Origin of the sequence: Flagellimonas alginilytica (assembly GCF_042134605.1) — a bacterium.
Classification (GTDB): Bacteria; Bacteroidota; Bacteroidia; order Flavobacteriales; family Flavobacteriaceae; genus Flagellimonas; species Flagellimonas alginolytica.
Map to the genome: position 1 here is coordinate 3,628,651 of NZ_CP169638.1, position 15,736 is coordinate 3,644,386.

Annotated in this window: 18 protein-coding genes and 1 tRNA gene; 7 read left to right on the forward strand and 12 right to left on the reverse strand. The window is 42.1% G+C overall.

Translation table 11 applies throughout. The features are described from left to right. The first annotated feature begins 7 nt into the window (after window positions 1-7). From ABTP35_RS16335 to ribB, 3 genes are read left to right on the forward strand one after another with little or no spacing between them, the layout of a single operon-like run. Window positions 8-655 (forward strand): outer membrane lipoprotein carrier protein LolA, encoded by a 648-nt coding sequence (locus tag ABTP35_RS16335; protein ID WP_293299181.1) that lies wholly within the window; start codon window positions 8-10, stop codon window positions 653-655. A 3-nt stretch (window positions 656-658) separates the two neighbouring features. Continuing rightward, window positions 659-2,161 carry an LptF/LptG family permease gene (locus ABTP35_RS16340; RefSeq protein WP_293295117.1) on the forward strand — a complete coding sequence of 501 codons (1,503 nt, stop codon included), beginning with the start codon at window positions 659-661 and terminating at the stop codon, window positions 2,159-2,161. 5 nt (window positions 2,162-2,166) lie between these two features. Next, complete coding sequence (gene ribB / locus ABTP35_RS16345; RefSeq protein ID WP_369884636.1) at window positions 2,167-3,297, forward strand: 3,4-dihydroxy-2-butanone-4-phosphate synthase; 1,131 nt, start codon at window positions 2,167-2,169, stop codon at window positions 3,295-3,297. 48 nt (window positions 3,298-3,345) lie between these two features. On the opposite strand, the gene ABTP35_RS16350 is transcribed toward ribB, so the two are convergent. Then, window positions 3,346-4,539, reverse strand: coding sequence for a DegT/DnrJ/EryC1/StrS family aminotransferase (locus tag ABTP35_RS16350; protein WP_293295116.1), 1,194 nt, complete (start codon window positions 4,537-4,539; stop codon window positions 3,346-3,348). 12 nt (window positions 4,540-4,551) lie between these two features. Next, on the reverse strand, window positions 4,552-5,304 hold the full coding sequence (locus ABTP35_RS16355) for a sulfite exporter TauE/SafE family protein (protein WP_293295115.1): 753 nt from the start codon (window positions 5,302-5,304) through the stop codon (window positions 4,552-4,554). A gap of 157 nt (window positions 5,305-5,461) precedes the next feature. Here ABTP35_RS16355 and ABTP35_RS16360 point away from each other — a divergent pair. The 3 genes from ABTP35_RS16360 (at window position 5,462) to ABTP35_RS16370 (ending at window position 6,835) form a co-directional block, all read left to right on the forward strand. After that, window positions 5,462-5,546 (forward strand) — tRNA-Ser (locus tag ABTP35_RS16360). A 230-nt stretch (window positions 5,547-5,776) separates the two neighbouring features. Continuing rightward, window positions 5,777-6,352: a DJ-1/PfpI family protein gene (locus tag ABTP35_RS16365; protein WP_293295103.1), complete on the forward strand. Its 576-nt coding sequence runs from the start codon at window positions 5,777-5,779 to the stop codon at window positions 6,350-6,352. A gap of 132 nt (window positions 6,353-6,484) precedes the next feature. Then, window positions 6,485-6,835 carry a winged helix-turn-helix domain-containing protein gene (locus ABTP35_RS16370; RefSeq protein WP_293295102.1) on the forward strand — a complete coding sequence of 117 codons (351 nt, stop codon included), beginning with the start codon at window positions 6,485-6,487 and terminating at the stop codon, window positions 6,833-6,835. Here ABTP35_RS16370 and ABTP35_RS16375 read toward each other — a convergent pair. Genes ABTP35_RS16375 through ABTP35_RS16420 form a run of 10 tightly spaced genes read right to left on the reverse strand, consistent with a single transcriptional unit; the run spans window position 6,832 to window position 15,222 of the window. Further along, complete coding sequence (locus tag ABTP35_RS16375; RefSeq protein WP_293295101.1) at window positions 6,832-7,587, reverse strand: sulfite exporter TauE/SafE family protein; 756 nt, start codon at window positions 7,585-7,587, stop codon at window positions 6,832-6,834. The genes ABTP35_RS16370 and ABTP35_RS16375 overlap by 4 nt on opposite strands. Window positions 7,588-7,590: 3 nt before the next feature. Further along, complete coding sequence (locus ABTP35_RS16380; RefSeq protein ID WP_293295100.1) at window positions 7,591-8,757, reverse strand: molybdopterin molybdotransferase MoeA; 1,167 nt, start codon at window positions 8,755-8,757, stop codon at window positions 7,591-7,593. After that, window positions 8,757-9,749: a GTP 3',8-cyclase MoaA gene (moaA, locus tag ABTP35_RS16385; RefSeq protein ID WP_293295099.1), complete on the reverse strand. Its 993-nt coding sequence runs from the start codon at window positions 9,747-9,749 to the stop codon at window positions 8,757-8,759. The genes ABTP35_RS16380 and moaA overlap by 1 nt, the downstream gene beginning before the upstream one ends. Next, a complete protein-coding gene (moaCB, locus tag ABTP35_RS16390; RefSeq protein ID WP_293295098.1) occupies window positions 9,742-10,638 on the reverse strand; it encodes a bifunctional molybdenum cofactor biosynthesis protein MoaC/MoaB in 897 nt (298 codons plus the stop codon). The genes moaA and moaCB overlap by 8 nt, the downstream gene beginning before the upstream one ends. Further along, entirely contained in the window at window positions 10,639-11,082 is a 444-nt protein-coding gene (locus ABTP35_RS16395; protein WP_293295097.1) for a molybdenum cofactor biosynthesis protein MoaE, read from the reverse strand. Beyond that, entirely contained in the window at window positions 11,075-12,088 is a 1,014-nt protein-coding gene (locus tag ABTP35_RS16400; protein ID WP_293295096.1) for a HesA/MoeB/ThiF family protein, read from the reverse strand. The genes ABTP35_RS16395 and ABTP35_RS16400 overlap by 8 nt, the downstream gene beginning before the upstream one ends. Beyond that, on the reverse strand, window positions 12,085-12,321 hold the full coding sequence (locus tag ABTP35_RS16405; RefSeq protein WP_252079882.1) for a MoaD/ThiS family protein: 237 nt from the start codon (window positions 12,319-12,321) through the stop codon (window positions 12,085-12,087). The genes ABTP35_RS16400 and ABTP35_RS16405 overlap by 4 nt, the downstream gene beginning before the upstream one ends. After that, window positions 12,318-12,920, reverse strand: a complete 603-nt coding sequence (locus ABTP35_RS16410) for a nucleotidyltransferase family protein (protein ID WP_293295095.1) — start codon at window positions 12,918-12,920, stop codon at window positions 12,318-12,320. Before ABTP35_RS16410 ends, ABTP35_RS16405 begins: the two co-directional genes overlap by 4 nt. Continuing rightward, on the reverse strand, window positions 12,917-14,071 hold the full coding sequence (locus ABTP35_RS16415) for an XdhC/CoxI family protein (protein WP_293295094.1): 1,155 nt from the start codon (window positions 14,069-14,071) through the stop codon (window positions 12,917-12,919). Before ABTP35_RS16415 ends, ABTP35_RS16410 begins: the two co-directional genes overlap by 4 nt. After that, the gene (locus ABTP35_RS16420) at window positions 14,068-15,222 is read right to left on the reverse strand and encodes a cysteine desulfurase family protein (RefSeq protein ID WP_293295093.1); all 1,155 of its coding nucleotides are present in this window, start codon (window positions 15,220-15,222) and stop codon (window positions 14,068-14,070) included. Before ABTP35_RS16420 ends, ABTP35_RS16415 begins: the two co-directional genes overlap by 4 nt. A gap of 151 nt (window positions 15,223-15,373) precedes the next feature. Between ABTP35_RS16420 and ABTP35_RS16425 the strand changes: the two genes are divergently transcribed. After that, window positions 15,374-15,703: a helix-turn-helix transcriptional regulator gene (locus tag ABTP35_RS16425; protein ID WP_293295092.1), complete on the forward strand. Its 330-nt coding sequence runs from the start codon at window positions 15,374-15,376 to the stop codon at window positions 15,701-15,703. Window positions 15,704-15,736 lie beyond the last annotated feature (33 nt).

A 15,736-nucleotide genomic window follows, 5' to 3' on the forward strand; every position in this document is an offset into this window, starting at 1 on the left:
GACCATGATGATCAAGAAAAGTATTCTTTTAATTGTATTGTTTGCCGCAGGGCTTTTTTCTTACGGCCAAAACTCGGAAAAAGCCAAGGCACTTTTGGATGAAGTTTACAACAAAGTTCAAAGTTACGACAACATATATATTGATTTCCAATCCACTTTGGAAAACACAGAAGCGAACCTAAAACAGGAAACCAACGGTAACGTAACCCTTGCCGGCGAAAAATATGTACTTAACTATTTCGGGGCCAATCAACTTTACGATGGAAAAAAAGTGTACACCGTGGTTCCAGAAAATGAAGAGGTGACCATAGAGAATGTCAACGAGGACAACGACAACGTAAGTCCTTCCAAAATGTTGACCTTCTACAAAACGGGACATAACTTTAAGTGGGACATCCTACAAAATGTGGGAGGAAGAAAAATACAGTACGTTAAATTGATCCCCATCGACTCCAACACCGAGATCAAATCCGTTTTACTGGGTATCGATACACAGACCAAGCACATTTATAAATTGATCCAAACGGGAAACAACGGTACAAAAACCACTATCACCGTTAATTCTTTCAAAACCAATCAGCCCATTTCAAGTACTCTGTTTACCTTTGACGAGAAAAAGTACGAGGACAAAGGGTACTACATTATAAGAAACTAGGCATTGAAAATACTTGATCAGTATATACTAAGAAGATTTTTATACAACTTCTTCAGTTCCTTCTTCATTCTGATCGTCATATTCATCTTTCAGGGAATATGGCTTTTCATAGATGATCTTGCGGGAAAAGGACTGGGCATGGTTATTATTGGTAAGTTTATTTTCTACTTTATCCCAACCTTGGTGGACAAGGTATTACCTTTAACGGTGCTCCTCTCCTCCATCCTTACCTTTGGTACTTTTGCCGAAAACTATGAGTTTGCGGCAATGAAAGCTTCGGGAATATCTTTGCAACGGGGAATGCGAAGCTTGATCGTTTTTGTACTGTTCCTTGGCCTGGTCACTTTCTTTTTTGCAAATGATGTAATCCCAAAATCGGAGCAGAAAATGTTCAACCTCAGAAAAAATATAGCCAAAGTAAAACCGGCAGCTGCCATTACAGAAGGTGTTTTTAGTGATTTTGAAGGAACAGGTGAGGGCATGAACATAAAAGTTGATAAAAAATATGGTGAACAGGACCGTTTTCTAGATAATGTGATCATCCATAAAAAAACGAAACAAAACATCAACAACACGGTGATCAAGGCGAAATCCGGTGAATTGATCAGTAGTGAGGAATCCGATATCATTCAACTCGTACTTAAAGATGGGAACTATTACGAAGATGTAATGCCCAACGATTCCAAAGAACGTAGAAAACAGCCCTTTGCCAAGGCAGATTTTGAAAAGTACACCATTAATATCGATATTTCCGAGCTCGATGAGCAGGACCTGGAAGAAGATCAAAATATTACGACCAACAAAATGAAAAATGTAGGTCGATTGATAAAGGATATCGACTCTCTTCGTGAAAACAATTTGGAAAAAGTGGAAGCCTTTTCCAAAAACGTGACCAATCGTATGGGAGCTTTTCCGGTTAAAAGACCACGGGACACTACCCAAAAAAAATTGGAACTCATCCAACCCGAAATCAAGAAAAATACAGAAAAAGAAGAGGACTCCATTACAACCATCGATGGGTTTATTGCAAGTTTGGAACAATGGGAACAGATCCAGGTAATGAAAAAGGCCCAAAATGAGATTTCAAGTATTTTAAATACAGTAAAATCAAAAAAGAACGAACTTCAAAGCAGGTATAAATTTTATAATAGCCATATTTTGTCCCTGCACCAAAAGTATGCCCTTGCCCTATCCTGTATCATTTTGTTTTTCGTTGGGGCGCCCTTAGGGGCCATTATTCGAAAAGGAGGACTGGGATTGCCCATGGTCGTTGCAATAATCTTATTTTTGACGTATTACTTTATCGGTGTATTTGCCGGAAATTACGCCAAAGAAGGAAACATTCACCCCGCAATTGGGGCTTGGCTGCCCACGTTGATCATGCTGCCCTTGGGCATTTCGCTTACCAGACGTGCAACTGCGGATAAAGGGTTGGTAGGATTTGGTCATTTTATAGACCGCATCAAATCATTATTTAAAAAGAAAGACACAGAAGAAGACCAATGATCGCCATGGACAAAAAAATAGAATTGGATGCCATAGAAGATGCTATAGCCGATATTAGGGAAGGGAAGGTAATAATTGTAGTGGATGATGAAAACAGAGAGAACGAAGGTGATTTTTTGGCGGCGGCAGAACTGATCACACCGGAGACCATCAATTTTATGGCCACACATGGCCGGGGCCTCATCTGTGCACCTCTTACCGAGGGTCGTTGTAAAGAACTAGGGCTACATAAAATGGTAAATCACAACACCGACCCGTTGGAGACCGCTTTTACTGTTTCTGTGGATTTAAGAGGACATGGGGTTACCACAGGGATTTCGGCTTCCGATAGGGCCAAAACGGTTCTGGCACTGACCAAAGAGGAAACCAAACCCCACGAACTGGCGCGTCCAGGACATATTTTTCCGTTGATTGCCAAAGAGGGAGGGGTACTGCGCCGTACAGGCCACACCGAAGCTGCCATTGACTTTGCCAGATTGGCCGGACTGCAACCGGCCGGGGTAATTGTGGAAATCATGAACGAAGATGGATCTATGGCCCGTTTGCCACAGTTAATGAAAGTTGCCAAAAAGTTTGACCTAAAAATTGTTTCGATAGAGGATCTGATCGCCTATCGTATGGAGCACGATAGCCTTATCGAGCTCAAAGAGTCGTTTACCATAAATACCAGGTTTGGTGCATTTCGTTTGCGGGCCTACAAGCAAACCACCAACAACCAGGTGCACGTTGCGTTGTTGAAAGGTAATTGGAAGAGCGGTGAACCAGTATTGACCCGTATCAACTCTACCTTGGTAAACAACGATATTCTGGGGACATTGACCAATAATCCCGATGAAACTTTACAGCGTATGTTCAATGCCTTGAACACAGAAGACAAAAGTGCGATGATCTTTATAAATCAAGGCAACCAATCCATGAATTTATTGAGCAGGTTGTCCGAATTTAAAAAACTACAAGGAGAAGGCATAAACAAGGCTCCAAAAATTGAAATGGACAACAAGGATTTTGGAATCGGCGCACAAATTTTGCACGACTTAAATATTTCCAAGATCCGTTTGCTTACCAATTCTGGGCAAACCAGGCGCGTTGGTATGGTAGGCTATGGCTTGGAAATCGTGGAGTATGTAAAATACTGATTCGAAAGTTCAACATCACCGAACTAGATGCAATCGATAACAGACCACTTATAACACTGCCTTGATGGCATCGACCATTTGCTTGGCCCGTGTTTTAACCTCCTCTTCCGACCATCCCAGTTTGATCAAACAGGAAATGTTCCTGGACATCCATTTATCAGATTCAGAGAAATCAGCTTCGTTGTAATCTGGCAATACCTCCTTTACATCTTTTGGAAGATTTCCCAACGACTTCATATTGGTCAAATGCTCCCACTTTTTATAATAGTGCCAATTGTTGTTATACCAATAAAAACATCCATCTACTCCCTTATCACCTAACACTTGGTGCGCTTTTTGGGCTAGATTTTCCGAAGGAAGGAAAAAACTTAGGAATGAATAGTTCTCTTCTCCTCCGTTCGGTACGGTTCTAAAAACCACTTCGGGAATGCTGAACAAGGCTTCTCGCAAAATACTATAGTTCCGTTTTTGAATGTTTAAAAACTCATCCAGCCGAGAAAGTTGAGCCACCCCGACCGCTGAGTTCATTTCAGAAATACGGAAATTATATCCTAAAAATGGGTGCTCTTCTGCTCCCCTGTTATTTCCTATATGGTCGTGGCCATGATCGGCATATTTATGGGCATTTTCATAATATGTGCCATTATTGGTGATTATGGCTCCGCCTTCACCACAGGTAATGGTCTTAACATAATCAAACGAAAAACATCCCATATCACCAATACTACCCAAAGGTTTACCATTGTAGGTGCCCCCAATCGCTTGGCAAGCATCTTCCAATAACAACAATCCATGTTGATCACAAATGGCTTTCAGCGCATCCAAATTGGCCATAGATCCGCACATATGTACGGGCATAATCACCTTGGTTCTTGGAGAGATTGCTTTTTCAACGGCTTCGGGTTTTAATGTTAGCGTATCATCAATATCGGCCAAAATCGGTACAGCTCCAAGTGCCAATATGGATTCAAAACTTGCAACAAATGTAAACGTTGGCATTATTACTTCGTCACCCGCCCCTACTCCTGCACTGGCCAACGCCACTGTTAAAGCGGCTGTTCCACTACTTACGGCGTGGGCATATTTAACCTGCATTCTTTTCGCCAAAGCAGTCTCCAGCTCTTTGGTTTTCCAGTGTCCATTTCGCATGGCATCAAACCCGTAGCGCATTAACACTCCGGAGTCCATAACGTCCTGTACTTCTTTTCTTTCCTTGTCTCCAAAAAGTTCAAATCCTGGCATACTAATCTTATTTTAAAAGAACCATAGTTTAATGGCCATTAAAACTACGGCGATAACTAAAAATGTTTTAATAAATCCGTCTCCCTTATTTACCGAAAACCTACTGGCGAACCACGCGCCAGAGCCATTTCCAATGGCCAGTATAAGACCTAATTTCCAGTCTACTTTATCGTTATAAGCAAATACGGCCAGTGCCGATAACATATATATCAATACCACAACAACTTTGGTAGCATTGGACCGCACCAAACTCATATGATTAAAATAATGCAAAAAAAGTATTGTTAAAAACCCGAGGCCCGCATTGATAAAGCCTCCATAAATTCCAAAAAAGAAGAATACGATAATGGCGATCCACAGATATTTTCCCGTAAGTCGCTCTTGAATGTCATCTATCCTCATTTTAGGTTTAAAAATAATGATGAGCACCACGGCCATCATCACTATGGCCAATATTCTATTGAAGGTTTCATCATCAATATCCACTGCAATATATGCACCGATTATAGCCCCCAAAAAAGCGGAAATCCCCAAATAAATATTAAATGGATAAGTACTGATACCCGTGCTTTTAAACCCAGCGGTGGCCATAGCGTTCTGGATCACAATAGCCACACGATTGGTGCCATTGGCCATAGCGGGAGGCAATCCCAAAAATATAAGTGTGGGCAAGGAGAGCAAGGAACCTCCTCCTGCAACAGTGTTAATAAATCCAACTGCAAATCCGACTGCGACCAAGAGGCAATAATGATACCATTCTAGCATAACAGCAAAGGTATGACCATTGCCTTAAAATAGCTTTATGAATCTACCAAAGTTTGATGGTGATTTGTAAAGATGGCAGGATGGGGAATTTATTTTCAGAATATTATAAAAAGGTCTTTTGGGATAACAAAAACCTTTATATATTTGCACCCGCTTAGGAGGAATGGCAGAGTGGTCGAATGCGGCAGTCTTGAAAACTGTTGAGGGTCACACCTCCGGGGGTTCGAATCCCTCTTCCTCCGCTTAATAGTGTAAAAAGCCCCTGTTTTAGGGGCTTTCGTTTTTTGGCTGACAATCTAGTTGACAATTTTATACTGGAAACCGTATCAAAATCTCGCTTATTACTTCCTTTTTCAATAAGAAGGGATTCCAGAAAATTTTGATATTAATTTAATAGTAAAGACCCACGCTTTCCTATCTGCCTTTCGTAACTTTAAGGTGATTTAGTTTTTAACATTAAAACACCCTAAATATGAAAAAAATTCTTTTTCTAACAGGCGATTTCGCCGAAGATTACGAAACCATGGTGCCATTTCAAATGCTCTTGATGGTGGGCTATGAAGTACATGCCGTTTGTCCGGACAAGAAAAAAGGGGATACTATTAAAACTGCCATCCACGATTTTGAAGGTGACCAGACCTATACCGAAAAGCCGGGGCATAATTTTGCGCTTAACTATAGCTTTGCTGATGTTGACCCATCGGACTATGCGGGGTTGGTCATTGCCGGAGGGCGTGCCCCGGAATATCTTCGTTTGAATCAAAAAGTGCTGGATATTGTCAAGCACTTCTTTGACGAGAACAAGCCTGTTGCAGCTGTTTGTCACGGCATACAGATACTGACGGCCGCAGAGGTGGTCAAAGGGCGTAAATTGACCGCTTATCCCGCTGTTGGACCAGAAGTCACATTGGCTGGCGGTGAGTTTCAGGATATTCCCGTGGATGCTGCCTATGTAGATGGAAATTTGGTGACCTCTCCTGCTTGGCCCGGCCATCCAGCCCTTATCAGTGAGTTTTTAAAGGTAATGGGAGCCAGTATATCTATCTAAATAACTACTGACCAAAACATAAAGGGCAAAACCACTCTAAATTTTTTAAAGATGGTTTTGCCCTTTAATTTTTAGGTTCGTTCAATCATCAGCAAAGATTTAAGTATATTGATTGAAGTTAGAACAGAAGCAATGATGCAAACAAGTAAAGAACTCAAAGTACGATGCTGGATCGATATCGATGGAAAAAAGTTTTTTGGACCAGGGCGAGCACAACTATTGATTTTGATCGATAAAAACGGTTCCCTATCCAAAGCGGCCAAGGAAATGGGCATGTCCTACCGAAAAGCATGGGCCATGGTGGAAGATATGAACCAAAGGGGACAACAGCCTTATGTGAAACTTCATAAAGGCGGTACTCAAGGTGGAGGCGCCGAATTAACACCAAGGGGCAAAAAGGTGCTATCTGCCTTTCAACAGATGAATACCCAGATTCAGGCAACTGTGGAGCAACACACTCAAGAAATGTTAGAGCTGATTTAAATACGGATACCAAATCCGTGAAGTAATATCAAACGAAAACCCACATAGAGCACCAAAATACTGGTGAGCATTCCCAAAAACTTTAAATTGAATTTTTTGTTGGACAGATAGGAACCAATACTACCACCAATCACAACGGCAACTATGAGCAGCCATATCAATTCACTGTTCCATGTAAAGGTCCCCGACATATTCAGACCGATTAACCCAGAAATGGAATTGACCAAAATAAAAACAGATGCCAACGAAGCTACCGTTCTTGGATTCGCCCATTTTAATAGATTCAATACCGGAGAAAGGAAAATACCCCCACCAATCCCCGAAACTCCTGAAAGAAATCCTATACCCCCTCCCAATATCACTTTATTGGGATTTGAAAATGCTTTGGTGTCCATTTTTTTCTTCACAAAACGCAAGAGCATAAAAATACCTGCCAAGACCAATGCAGTTCCCAATATTAAAAAGAAAGAAGCCTCTGAAAGTCGCAATTGCGCACCCAGATAGGCCAATGGAATGCTTGCCACCAAAAAAGGCCAAAACTTTTTAAGGTTGAACACCCGATTCTTAATATAAAACAGTGTTCCTATGCTGACCACGCAAATATTCAGAATTAGCGCTGTGGAGCGTATCTCGTAAAAGTCTGTCAAAAAAAGACTGAGGATAGCCAAATAACTGGACCCACCCCCAAAGCCGACCGAACTATAAAACAGCGCGATTAAAAAGAAGACAATGGGCAAATATTCAACGCTCATTGCTTAGGAAATTAATTTACACCTGATCAAATCACCTGCTGTTAACTTTTCTCCATCATCCACAAAAGCAAGTACATTTCCTTTGGCCATGGATTGAATCATAGAGGAACCTTGACCGTCCAAAACCTCAACTTTTCCATCCAAAATAGCAGCTTTTAGAAAAGATGGGCGCCCAAAACGGTTTTCATACCCATGTTTTATTGGGAATTGATAGGTTGGCAAACCAGTCCTCCGATATCCCGATAATTTGTGAAGCAACGGAAGCACGTACACATAAAAACAAGTCAGCGATGAGGCCGGGTTTCCTGGCAAGGCAAACACGAACTTATTGTCCTTTCTTCCAAAATAGAGCGGTTTTCCTGGTTTTTGAAACACCTTGTAAAACAACTCCTTAACTCCATTTTCTTCGAGGGATTGTTTTACAAAATCATAATCCCCTACCGAAATACCTCCAGAAATAATCAACACATCACAAGACTCCAATGCGGTTTGAATGCCCGCCTTTGTGGCCTCAAAATCATCTTGTATTTGTGTTTTTTGATGATGCTCAAACCCGAATTGCTCTAATACTCCAGAAATTGCGTAGCTGTTGGATTCGTAAATCTGTCCCTCCAACTTTGGTTGACCGGGTTTTACGAGTTCATTCCCTGTTGTGATGATGTTGACTCGCGGCTTGGAAAAAACTTCCAGCTCAGACCTTCCCAAACTGCCCATTAACGCCAAAGAGGGTGGATTCAACATATGTCCTTTTTCAAATACGTCTTGCCCTTCCGCCAACTGACCGCCCTTTTTTCGGATGTTCTGACCCACTTTGGGCATTTCATCAAGAAATAGCGTCTTGTCTTTAACGGAGGTTTTCTCCTGCATCATCACAGCCGTAGTATTTTCAGGCACCTTCGCACCAGTAAAAATCCGAACCGCTTCGCCATTTTGCAATGAAACTTCCTTGGAATCGCCAGCAGCCACCTCACCTACCAATTTATATTCCTGATAAAGTCCACACAGGGCATATCCATCCATGGCGGAATTATCAAACTCGGGGACATCAAAAGGCGATATAATATTTTTAGAAAGGGCATACCCAAGTGACGCCTCAAGAGGTCTAAACTCAGTTTTCAGGTCAATTTTCTGGTCTTCTATAATGCCAAGTGCTTCTTCTATCGTAACCATTAGCCTCCTATTGAAATCATTGAACGGTTTTGCTCGTAGTGTTCTGCATCCATTTTTACGTCCATACCGTCCCGGGAATGTTTTTTGGATTTGATGGACTCCAAAATGATGTTTTCTATGGGTTCTCCATTGCGAAACGCGGTCAATAAGTCGGTTTCGGAGGTGGCAAAAAGGCAATTTTTCATTTTTCCATCGGCCGTCAATCGAATGCGGTTGCACTCATCACAAAACGGATTGGTAATTGTGCTCACAATCCCAAAACTGCCTTGGTGCCCTTTCACCTTATAGTTGGTAGACGTACTGTGTTTTGGGTTTTGCAAAGTCTCTATTTCCCCGAATTTGTCTCCGACTGTCTGTAAAATTTCTTCTTTGGATACTCCCTTGCTCCAGTCCCATTTGTTGCCTTTAAAGGGCATGAACTCAATAAATTTGACACTTAAATCTTTATGTTGGGTCAGTGCAATAAAATCGTTGATCTCATTATCGTTAACTCCCTTGATCAGTACCACATTTAGTTTGATGTGCATGTCCATATCGAGCGCCATTTCGAGATTGCGCATAATGCGCTCGTAATAATCCCGTTTGGTAATGAAAATGGATTTGGCCTTGTCCAAGGTATCCAGACTGAAATTAATCTTGCGCAATCCCACTTTCTGAAAAAGCTCCAAATATTTGTCCAGCACAATGCCATTGGTAGTCAATTTTAGGGTTACGCCCAACTTGGCCAACTCTTCGACCAAATAGCCGAAATTCTTCCGAACCAAAGGTTCGCCGCCCGTCAACCGTACCGTATCCACGCCCAAATCCCGAAATGTCCCTGTAATCTCAATGATTTCTTCCAAGGTCATGATGCTGGGTTTTTCCATTAACTCAATACCTTCTTCGGGCATACAGTAAAAGCACCGCAGGTTGCAACGGTCCGTCAATGAAATACGCAGATAGGTATGTGGCCTACCGAAATTGTCTATTATTTGTGGTTTTTTGTCAATCATGCCTTTTTCCTTCTATCACTTTAAATGCATGCAGCACGTGGGGGAAAATCGCATCCATGGACTCTGCCGCACCTTTGGTGGAGCCCGGCAGTGCCAATATCAATTTGCCGTCCTTGATGCCCGCGATGGAACGTGAAAACATCGCATACGGCATCCGGTTTTGCCCATAGCTTCGCATTTGTTCTTCTACTCCTTTTAGTTTGATGTCCAACAAGGGCTCCAAGGTCTGTGGGGTGACATCTCTTGGTCCTACACCTGTTCCTCCTGTAAAAATCAAGAGGTCGGCTTTGGTATTTTTCAATTTTTGGATGATTTCGTCAGCTTCATCGGGAATGATGCTTTTTTGGGATGCAACTCCCAAGGCCCGCAATCGCTCCACGATGGCTTCTCCGGCCCTATCCTCGCCTTTTCCTTTGGAAATGGTATCCGAGCAAACCACTACCTCCGCGGTAAGCCCTTCGGAATTGACTTTATAGGAAGATTTGCCCCCTTTCTTAGATTTAAGACGAATAGTGCCGATTTCCACATTTTTGTCAATTGGTTTCAGCATATCGTACATGGTGAGTGCCACTATACTGGCTCCGTGCATCGCCTCCACCTCTACCCCTGTTTTGTAAATGGTCTTGACCGTCATGGAAATGATAATCTCCAAGCCGTTGATTTCATAATCGATTCCCGTGTATTCAATGGGCAAGGGATGACAATCAGGCAACAAGTCCGGCGTTTTTTTGACGCCCAACAAGCCGGCTGCCTTTGCCATTTCAAACACATTCCCTTTGGGAACGGCATTGTTTTGTATCGCATCAATCGTAGTTTGACTACTCGTTTTTACGATAGCTTCTGCGGTGGCTTCCCGCAAAGTGGTTACTTTATGTGTAATGTCTACCATTTACCTATTTACTTTCCATTGATGGGTTTCGTCTTCAAAAATCTCCTTGCCAAACACAGGTACTTTCGCCTTTATTTCCTCCACAAAAAAGTTGGTCGCTTCAATAGTGATTTTTCGATGTGCCGAAGAGGTGAACACGAACAAGCACAACTCGCCAACCTTTACCTTGCCCAAACTATGATAAATATGGGCACAGGTTATATCGAACTTGGCAAAGGCCTCTTCCCGAATTTCATGAAAGACCTTTTCCGCCATTTCTTCATAAGCCGTATAATCGATTGCAGTGACGGTTTTACCATCCACTTTGTCCGCCCTTACTTGTCCCAAAAAAATGCTATGGGCACCGATATTGGTCTTGCTCTGGTGGTTGGCCACCGAAGTCGCTATTTTTTCGGGAGGAATCGCTCCTTGTACAAATACTTTTTTTGGTTTCTTTTTATCCATCAATAATTGTTTCTATACCGCCTTCCACGTTCTTCAAATTGTGGAAGCCAAATTCGTTTTTAAGGATTTCTATGGCGTTTTTGCTTCGCTTTCCTGATTGGCAGAACACAAAAACATCCTGATTATTGGGTATTTCTTTATGCCGTGATGCAAGATCGCCCAAGGGAATGTTCAGCACCTTTTTGCCTTTCGGTTTGGGCTGTTCGAACACTTCTCGCACGTCGAGATACCACTGTTCTTTGTTTTTTAAATCACAATCGATGTAAACGGGCGCTATTCCGTTTTTGCGAATTTTTTCTACTTCTGCGGGGCGTTTGTTTATGTTGATGGTCTGCTCGCTAGCTTGCATCATATTGATCAACTTTAGCTTACCAAAAAGCACCTCTCCCTTCCCAAGGATGATTTTAAGGACTTCGGCTGCCTGAAGCGTTCCCAAGATGCCCGGTAATGCACCCAAAACCCCTGTAGCCTCACAACTGATGTTCTGTCGCGTACTTTTCGGAAACAGACAACGATAAGTAGGGCCATTCTTATAATTGAAGACCGACAATTGTCCTTCATTTTTGTAAATGGAGGCAAATACCCAAGGTTTATCTACCAAAATACAAGCATCGTTGATGAGATACTTGGTTTCAAAATTGTCCGTCCCATCCAAAACAACATCGTATTGATTGATGATGTTTTCTGCGTTCTCGATTGTCAATGGCTCTTCGTACATTTCAAACTCTACCTCACTGTTTAGTTTTTCCAGTCGTTCTTTGGCAACAAGGGCCTTCGGTTTTCCTACGTCCGATTCTTGAAACAAAACTTGCCTATGCAGGTTGGACATATCGACCTTGTCATGGTCCATCAAACCAATTTTAACGATACCTGCACCTGCCAAATACATCGCAGCAGGACAACCCAATCCCCCAACACCAACAATCAACACTTTGGCATTGCGAAGTTTTTGCTGCCCTTCCAGGCCAACTTCCGTGAGTTTTATTTGTCTGTCGTATCTGCTCATCCTCCAGCGAACGGTGGCAACAGTGCCACTTCGTCTCCATCATTAATTGATATGGTATCATCCAAATTTTGGTTCACTGCTATCTGTACCGAATCTTTGTCCGCTATAGCCAATCCGTTCAAACATTGTACTTTCAGCTCCGAAGCGGTAATCGCTCCGTGCAGTTCCAAAATCTCTTCCGACTTTGCAGCGGCTTCCGCCACCAAACCAAAATATTTTATCGTCACATTCATGCTTCCATTTTCTTTAATTGTCGAACATCCTCTTCCGTATCCACATCAAATCCTCCTTTGCTGAAAACTTCAGTACCGTAGTCAAAATCTTTCAGGTAAATCAACTTTTTGGCTCCTTCGTCTCCTTCCAATTCCATCAACAACGGAAATGCTTCCTTACTAAAAATGGCGGGCACTCCAATACTATCGCCGTATTTGGAGTAGGTCGCTTTTGGTTTCTTAGTGAGTTGAGCATGCACCAGTTTGGTTAAGTTGATGTGTTCCAAAAAGGGTTGGTCGGATACCAGAAAGAGTGCATGGTCCAATTCTTTCACTGTCAAGGCGGTTTTTAAGCCCAACTTGATGCTTGATGCCATTCCTTGTTCCCAATCGGGGTTAACCACCACTGTAAACCCATCTGTATCGGTCTGCTCCTGTATCTCTTGATGTTTTGCGCCCAGTACTAAAATCTTGTGTTCAAAGCCAAGCATAATCACTTGTTTCAGGGTATGCTCCAAAAGTGTTTTCCCTTTGAATTCAACCAACTGCTTTGGTCGACCTAAACGGGTAGAGCCACCTGCTGCCAAAACCACCACCGCAATGTTTTCTTCTGAATTCATAGGGTTATTTTTTGAAATTGATTCTGTTTTGTATCGTGAATCGGCTCAGTTTTCTGCTTTAAAGGTCGAGCCTCTTTGTTAGTAAGCACACTTTGTATCTCTGCCAAAACGGATAATCCAATTTCAGCCGGCGTCTCAGCCCCTATTTCCAATCCAACAGGTGCGTGTATTTTGGATAAATCCTTTTTTGACACTTCTATGCCTTCGTCCGCCAACTCATTGAGCATGCGTTCGTATTTTTTCAATGGCCCCAAAATCCCGATGTAGGGTATTACTGGATTTCCCAACAACAATTTGAGCACCGATAGGTCGTAATTATAGTTGTGGCTCATCAGCACAAAACAAGTGCGTTCGTCAATGCCAATATTTTGTAGTGTTTGTTCGGGTTTGGCCACGATCACTTGGCACGTGCCCATAAAACGTTCTTTATTCGCGTGCGTGGGACGTCCGTCGATAACTGTAACTTTCCAACCCAATAAATCGGCTTGTTGCGCCAGGATTTGGGCATCGTTCCCTGCTCCTACCAAAATCAATTTTACTGGGGGTTGATGGATTTGGATGAACACAAAATGTGTTTTCTCTTCCGTTGTGAGCTCTGCAAAACAAGATGCATTTTCATTGATGACCTCTCTACTTTTAACAAGCAAAGCTTGTTGTAAATCATCGGGAAGCTGCTGCCCTGAAACTGCCTGATTTTCATCCGCAACCAAACTGGTTCCCAGTTGTTGTTGGGATTTATCCAAATTAAAAACAACAGACACCGCCATTGGAACTTCCTGTTCGGCAACAGTTCTCAATAGCTCACAGGGATTATGCCTATCTGTATAATTAATAGGCTCGAACAAGACTTGAATAATACCGTTACAGCCCAATTGTGCACCGATTACCGCATCATCCTCATCGCTGGTATCATAAGTGACCAATTTGTTTTCCTGTTGGTCCAATGTAAAAAGGGCCTTTCTAAGCGCATCACCTTCCAAACAGCCTCCACTTATAGCTCCTGTGATATTTCCATATTCGTCCACCAACATTCGTGCTCCCGCCCTACGATACGATGAGCCCTCAACATGTACTACGGTGGCCAAAATGCAACGGATTTCTTGCAACCTGAGCTCTTGATAATTTGATATGATCATGTCCAACTCCCTCATACAACTGCAGTTTTAAGTTGGTTGACTGCTTTTTTGATTTCAGACAAGGCTTTTTCAACGTCTTCCGAAGAGGTGCTTCGCCCTGTACTGATACGAAGACTGGCCAAGGCCGTTTCATCTTCAATTCCCATCGCTTTTAGCACGTGGGACGTATTTACTTGATTTGAAGTGCATGCAGAACCCCGAGAAACGGCCAACGTGTTCAAATAACGAAGTAGCTTGGTGCCATCAATTACTTTAAACGACACATTTGTGGTATTGGATAACCGTTCTTCATCCAGGCAATTAATGGTTGCTCCTTCTATGGTCAACAACCCCTCCTCCAATTGGTTTTGAAGACTTTTGAATTTTTGCTGATTTTCTACCAAGCTTTGCTTTGCAATTTCACAAGCTGCACCAAAACCAACAATGCCAGGAACATTCAAAGTTCCTGGTCTGACTCCTTTTTCGTGACTGCCTCCATAAAGGTGTTTATCAATGGAAATATTTTTTCTTTTATTCAAGTAAAGTGCGCCAACACCTTTAGGTCCATAGAGTTTGTGTGATGAAAAAATAGCGATATCGATTCCCAATTCTTGTAAATCAACAGGAATTTTTCCAACTGCCTGAGTAATGTCGGACATCACAGGAACATTTTTGGAATGCGCTATTTCGGCTATGGATTTTATTGGGTGAATCAAGCCTGTTTCGTTGTTGGCCAACATTAAACACACCAAAATTGTGGACGGCTTTATCGTTGCCTTCAATACATTCAGATCAAAGTTTCCTTGTCTGTCCACATCCAAATAAGTGACTTCAAAACCATCAGATTCCAATGCTTCCAAAGATTCTAGAAGTGCTTTATGCTCGGTTTTACAGGAAATGATATGATTTCCCTTATTCCTGTTCCCTTTGCAAAATCCGAACAAAGCCAGATTGGCGGCTTCCGTAGCTCCAGATGTAAATGTTATTTCAGTTGCCCTACAATTTACCAGTTTGGCAACTTGATTTCTAGCAGTTTCGACTGCGTCCTCAGCATACCAACCAAAAGAATGGTCGCTGTTCGCATTGCCAAAATTTTGGGTAAAATACGGCAGCATGGCCTCCACTACCTTTGTGTCGGTGGGTGTGGTTGCATTATAATCCAAATATATTTTACGTGTTACTTTCAAGAATTGAGCGTTATGCATAGATGTACACAACGCAATGTACTAAGAATAATAAGAGTTTGCACAGAGTTTTGAATTTCGTTTTAAAATTATTTAGCTATTTTCTTTGGTATGCACTTCTTTAATCGTAATATTGCAATATACAAATAAGACAATGGGCTTAGCCAAAACAGAAATATTTGCCGAGAAAGAAAATCGGATTGCGCAGTACGCCAAGGCTTTTGGACATCCAGCCCGCGTGGCTATCTTGCAATACCTGTTTAAGCTCAATACCTGTGTGTGCGGTGATTTGGTAGATGAAATTGGTTTGGCACAACCCACTATTTCCCAACATTTGAAGGAACTGAAAAAAATTGGCCTAATCAAAGGAAATGTCGAGGGCACAAGTGTCTGTTATTGTATTGATGAGGACGAATGGAAACAAATGAAATCCGTAATGTCCGATTTTCTGAATCAAGATACCAAAACCAAAGAGTGTTGCTAAAAAAATTTAAATCAATTAATCGCAATATTACAA

Coding starts and splice junctions, on each gene's coding strand:
- moaA (WP_293295099.1), bottom strand. CDS start 9,749: ATGATTGACAAAAAACCACAAATAATAGACAATTTCGGTAGGCCACAT.
- ribB (WP_369884636.1), top strand. CDS start 2,167: ATGGACAAAAAAATAGAATTGGATGCCATAGAAGATGCTATAGCCGAT.
- ABTP35_RS16380 (WP_293295100.1), bottom strand. CDS start 8,757: ATGGTTACGATAGAAGAAGCACTTGGCATTATAGAAGACCAGAAAATT.
- ABTP35_RS16365 (WP_293295103.1), top strand. CDS start 5,777: ATGAAAAAAATTCTTTTTCTAACAGGCGATTTCGCCGAAGATTACGAA.
- ABTP35_RS16405 (WP_252079882.1), bottom strand. CDS start 12,321: ATGAATGTGACGATAAAATATTTTGGTTTGGTGGCGGAAGCCGCTGCA.
- ABTP35_RS16355 (WP_293295115.1), bottom strand. CDS start 5,304: ATGCTAGAATGGTATCATTATTGCCTCTTGGTCGCAGTCGGATTTGCA.
- ABTP35_RS16350 (WP_293295116.1), bottom strand. CDS start 4,539: ATGCCAGGATTTGAACTTTTTGGAGACAAGGAAAGAAAAGAAGTACAG.
- ABTP35_RS16335 (WP_293299181.1), top strand. CDS start 8: ATGATCAAGAAAAGTATTCTTTTAATTGTATTGTTTGCCGCAGGGCTT.
- ABTP35_RS16375 (WP_293295101.1), bottom strand. CDS start 7,587: ATGAGCGTTGAATATTTGCCCATTGTCTTCTTTTTAATCGCGCTGTTT.
- ABTP35_RS16415 (WP_293295094.1), bottom strand. CDS start 14,071: ATGAGGGAGTTGGACATGATCATATCAAATTATCAAGAGCTCAGGTTG.
- ABTP35_RS16400 (WP_293295096.1), bottom strand. CDS start 12,088: ATGAGCAGATACGACAGACAAATAAAACTCACGGAAGTTGGCCTGGAA.
- ABTP35_RS16410 (WP_293295095.1), bottom strand. CDS start 12,920: ATGAATTCAGAAGAAAACATTGCGGTGGTGGTTTTGGCAGCAGGTGGC.
- ABTP35_RS16425 (WP_293295092.1), top strand. CDS start 15,374: ATGGGCTTAGCCAAAACAGAAATATTTGCCGAGAAAGAAAATCGGATT.
- moaCB (WP_293295098.1), bottom strand. CDS start 10,638: ATGGTAGACATTACACATAAAGTAACCACTTTGCGGGAAGCCACCGCA.
- ABTP35_RS16370 (WP_293295102.1), top strand. CDS start 6,485: ATGATGCAAACAAGTAAAGAACTCAAAGTACGATGCTGGATCGATATC.
- ABTP35_RS16395 (WP_293295097.1), bottom strand. CDS start 11,082: ATGGATAAAAAGAAACCAAAAAAAGTATTTGTACAAGGAGCGATTCCT.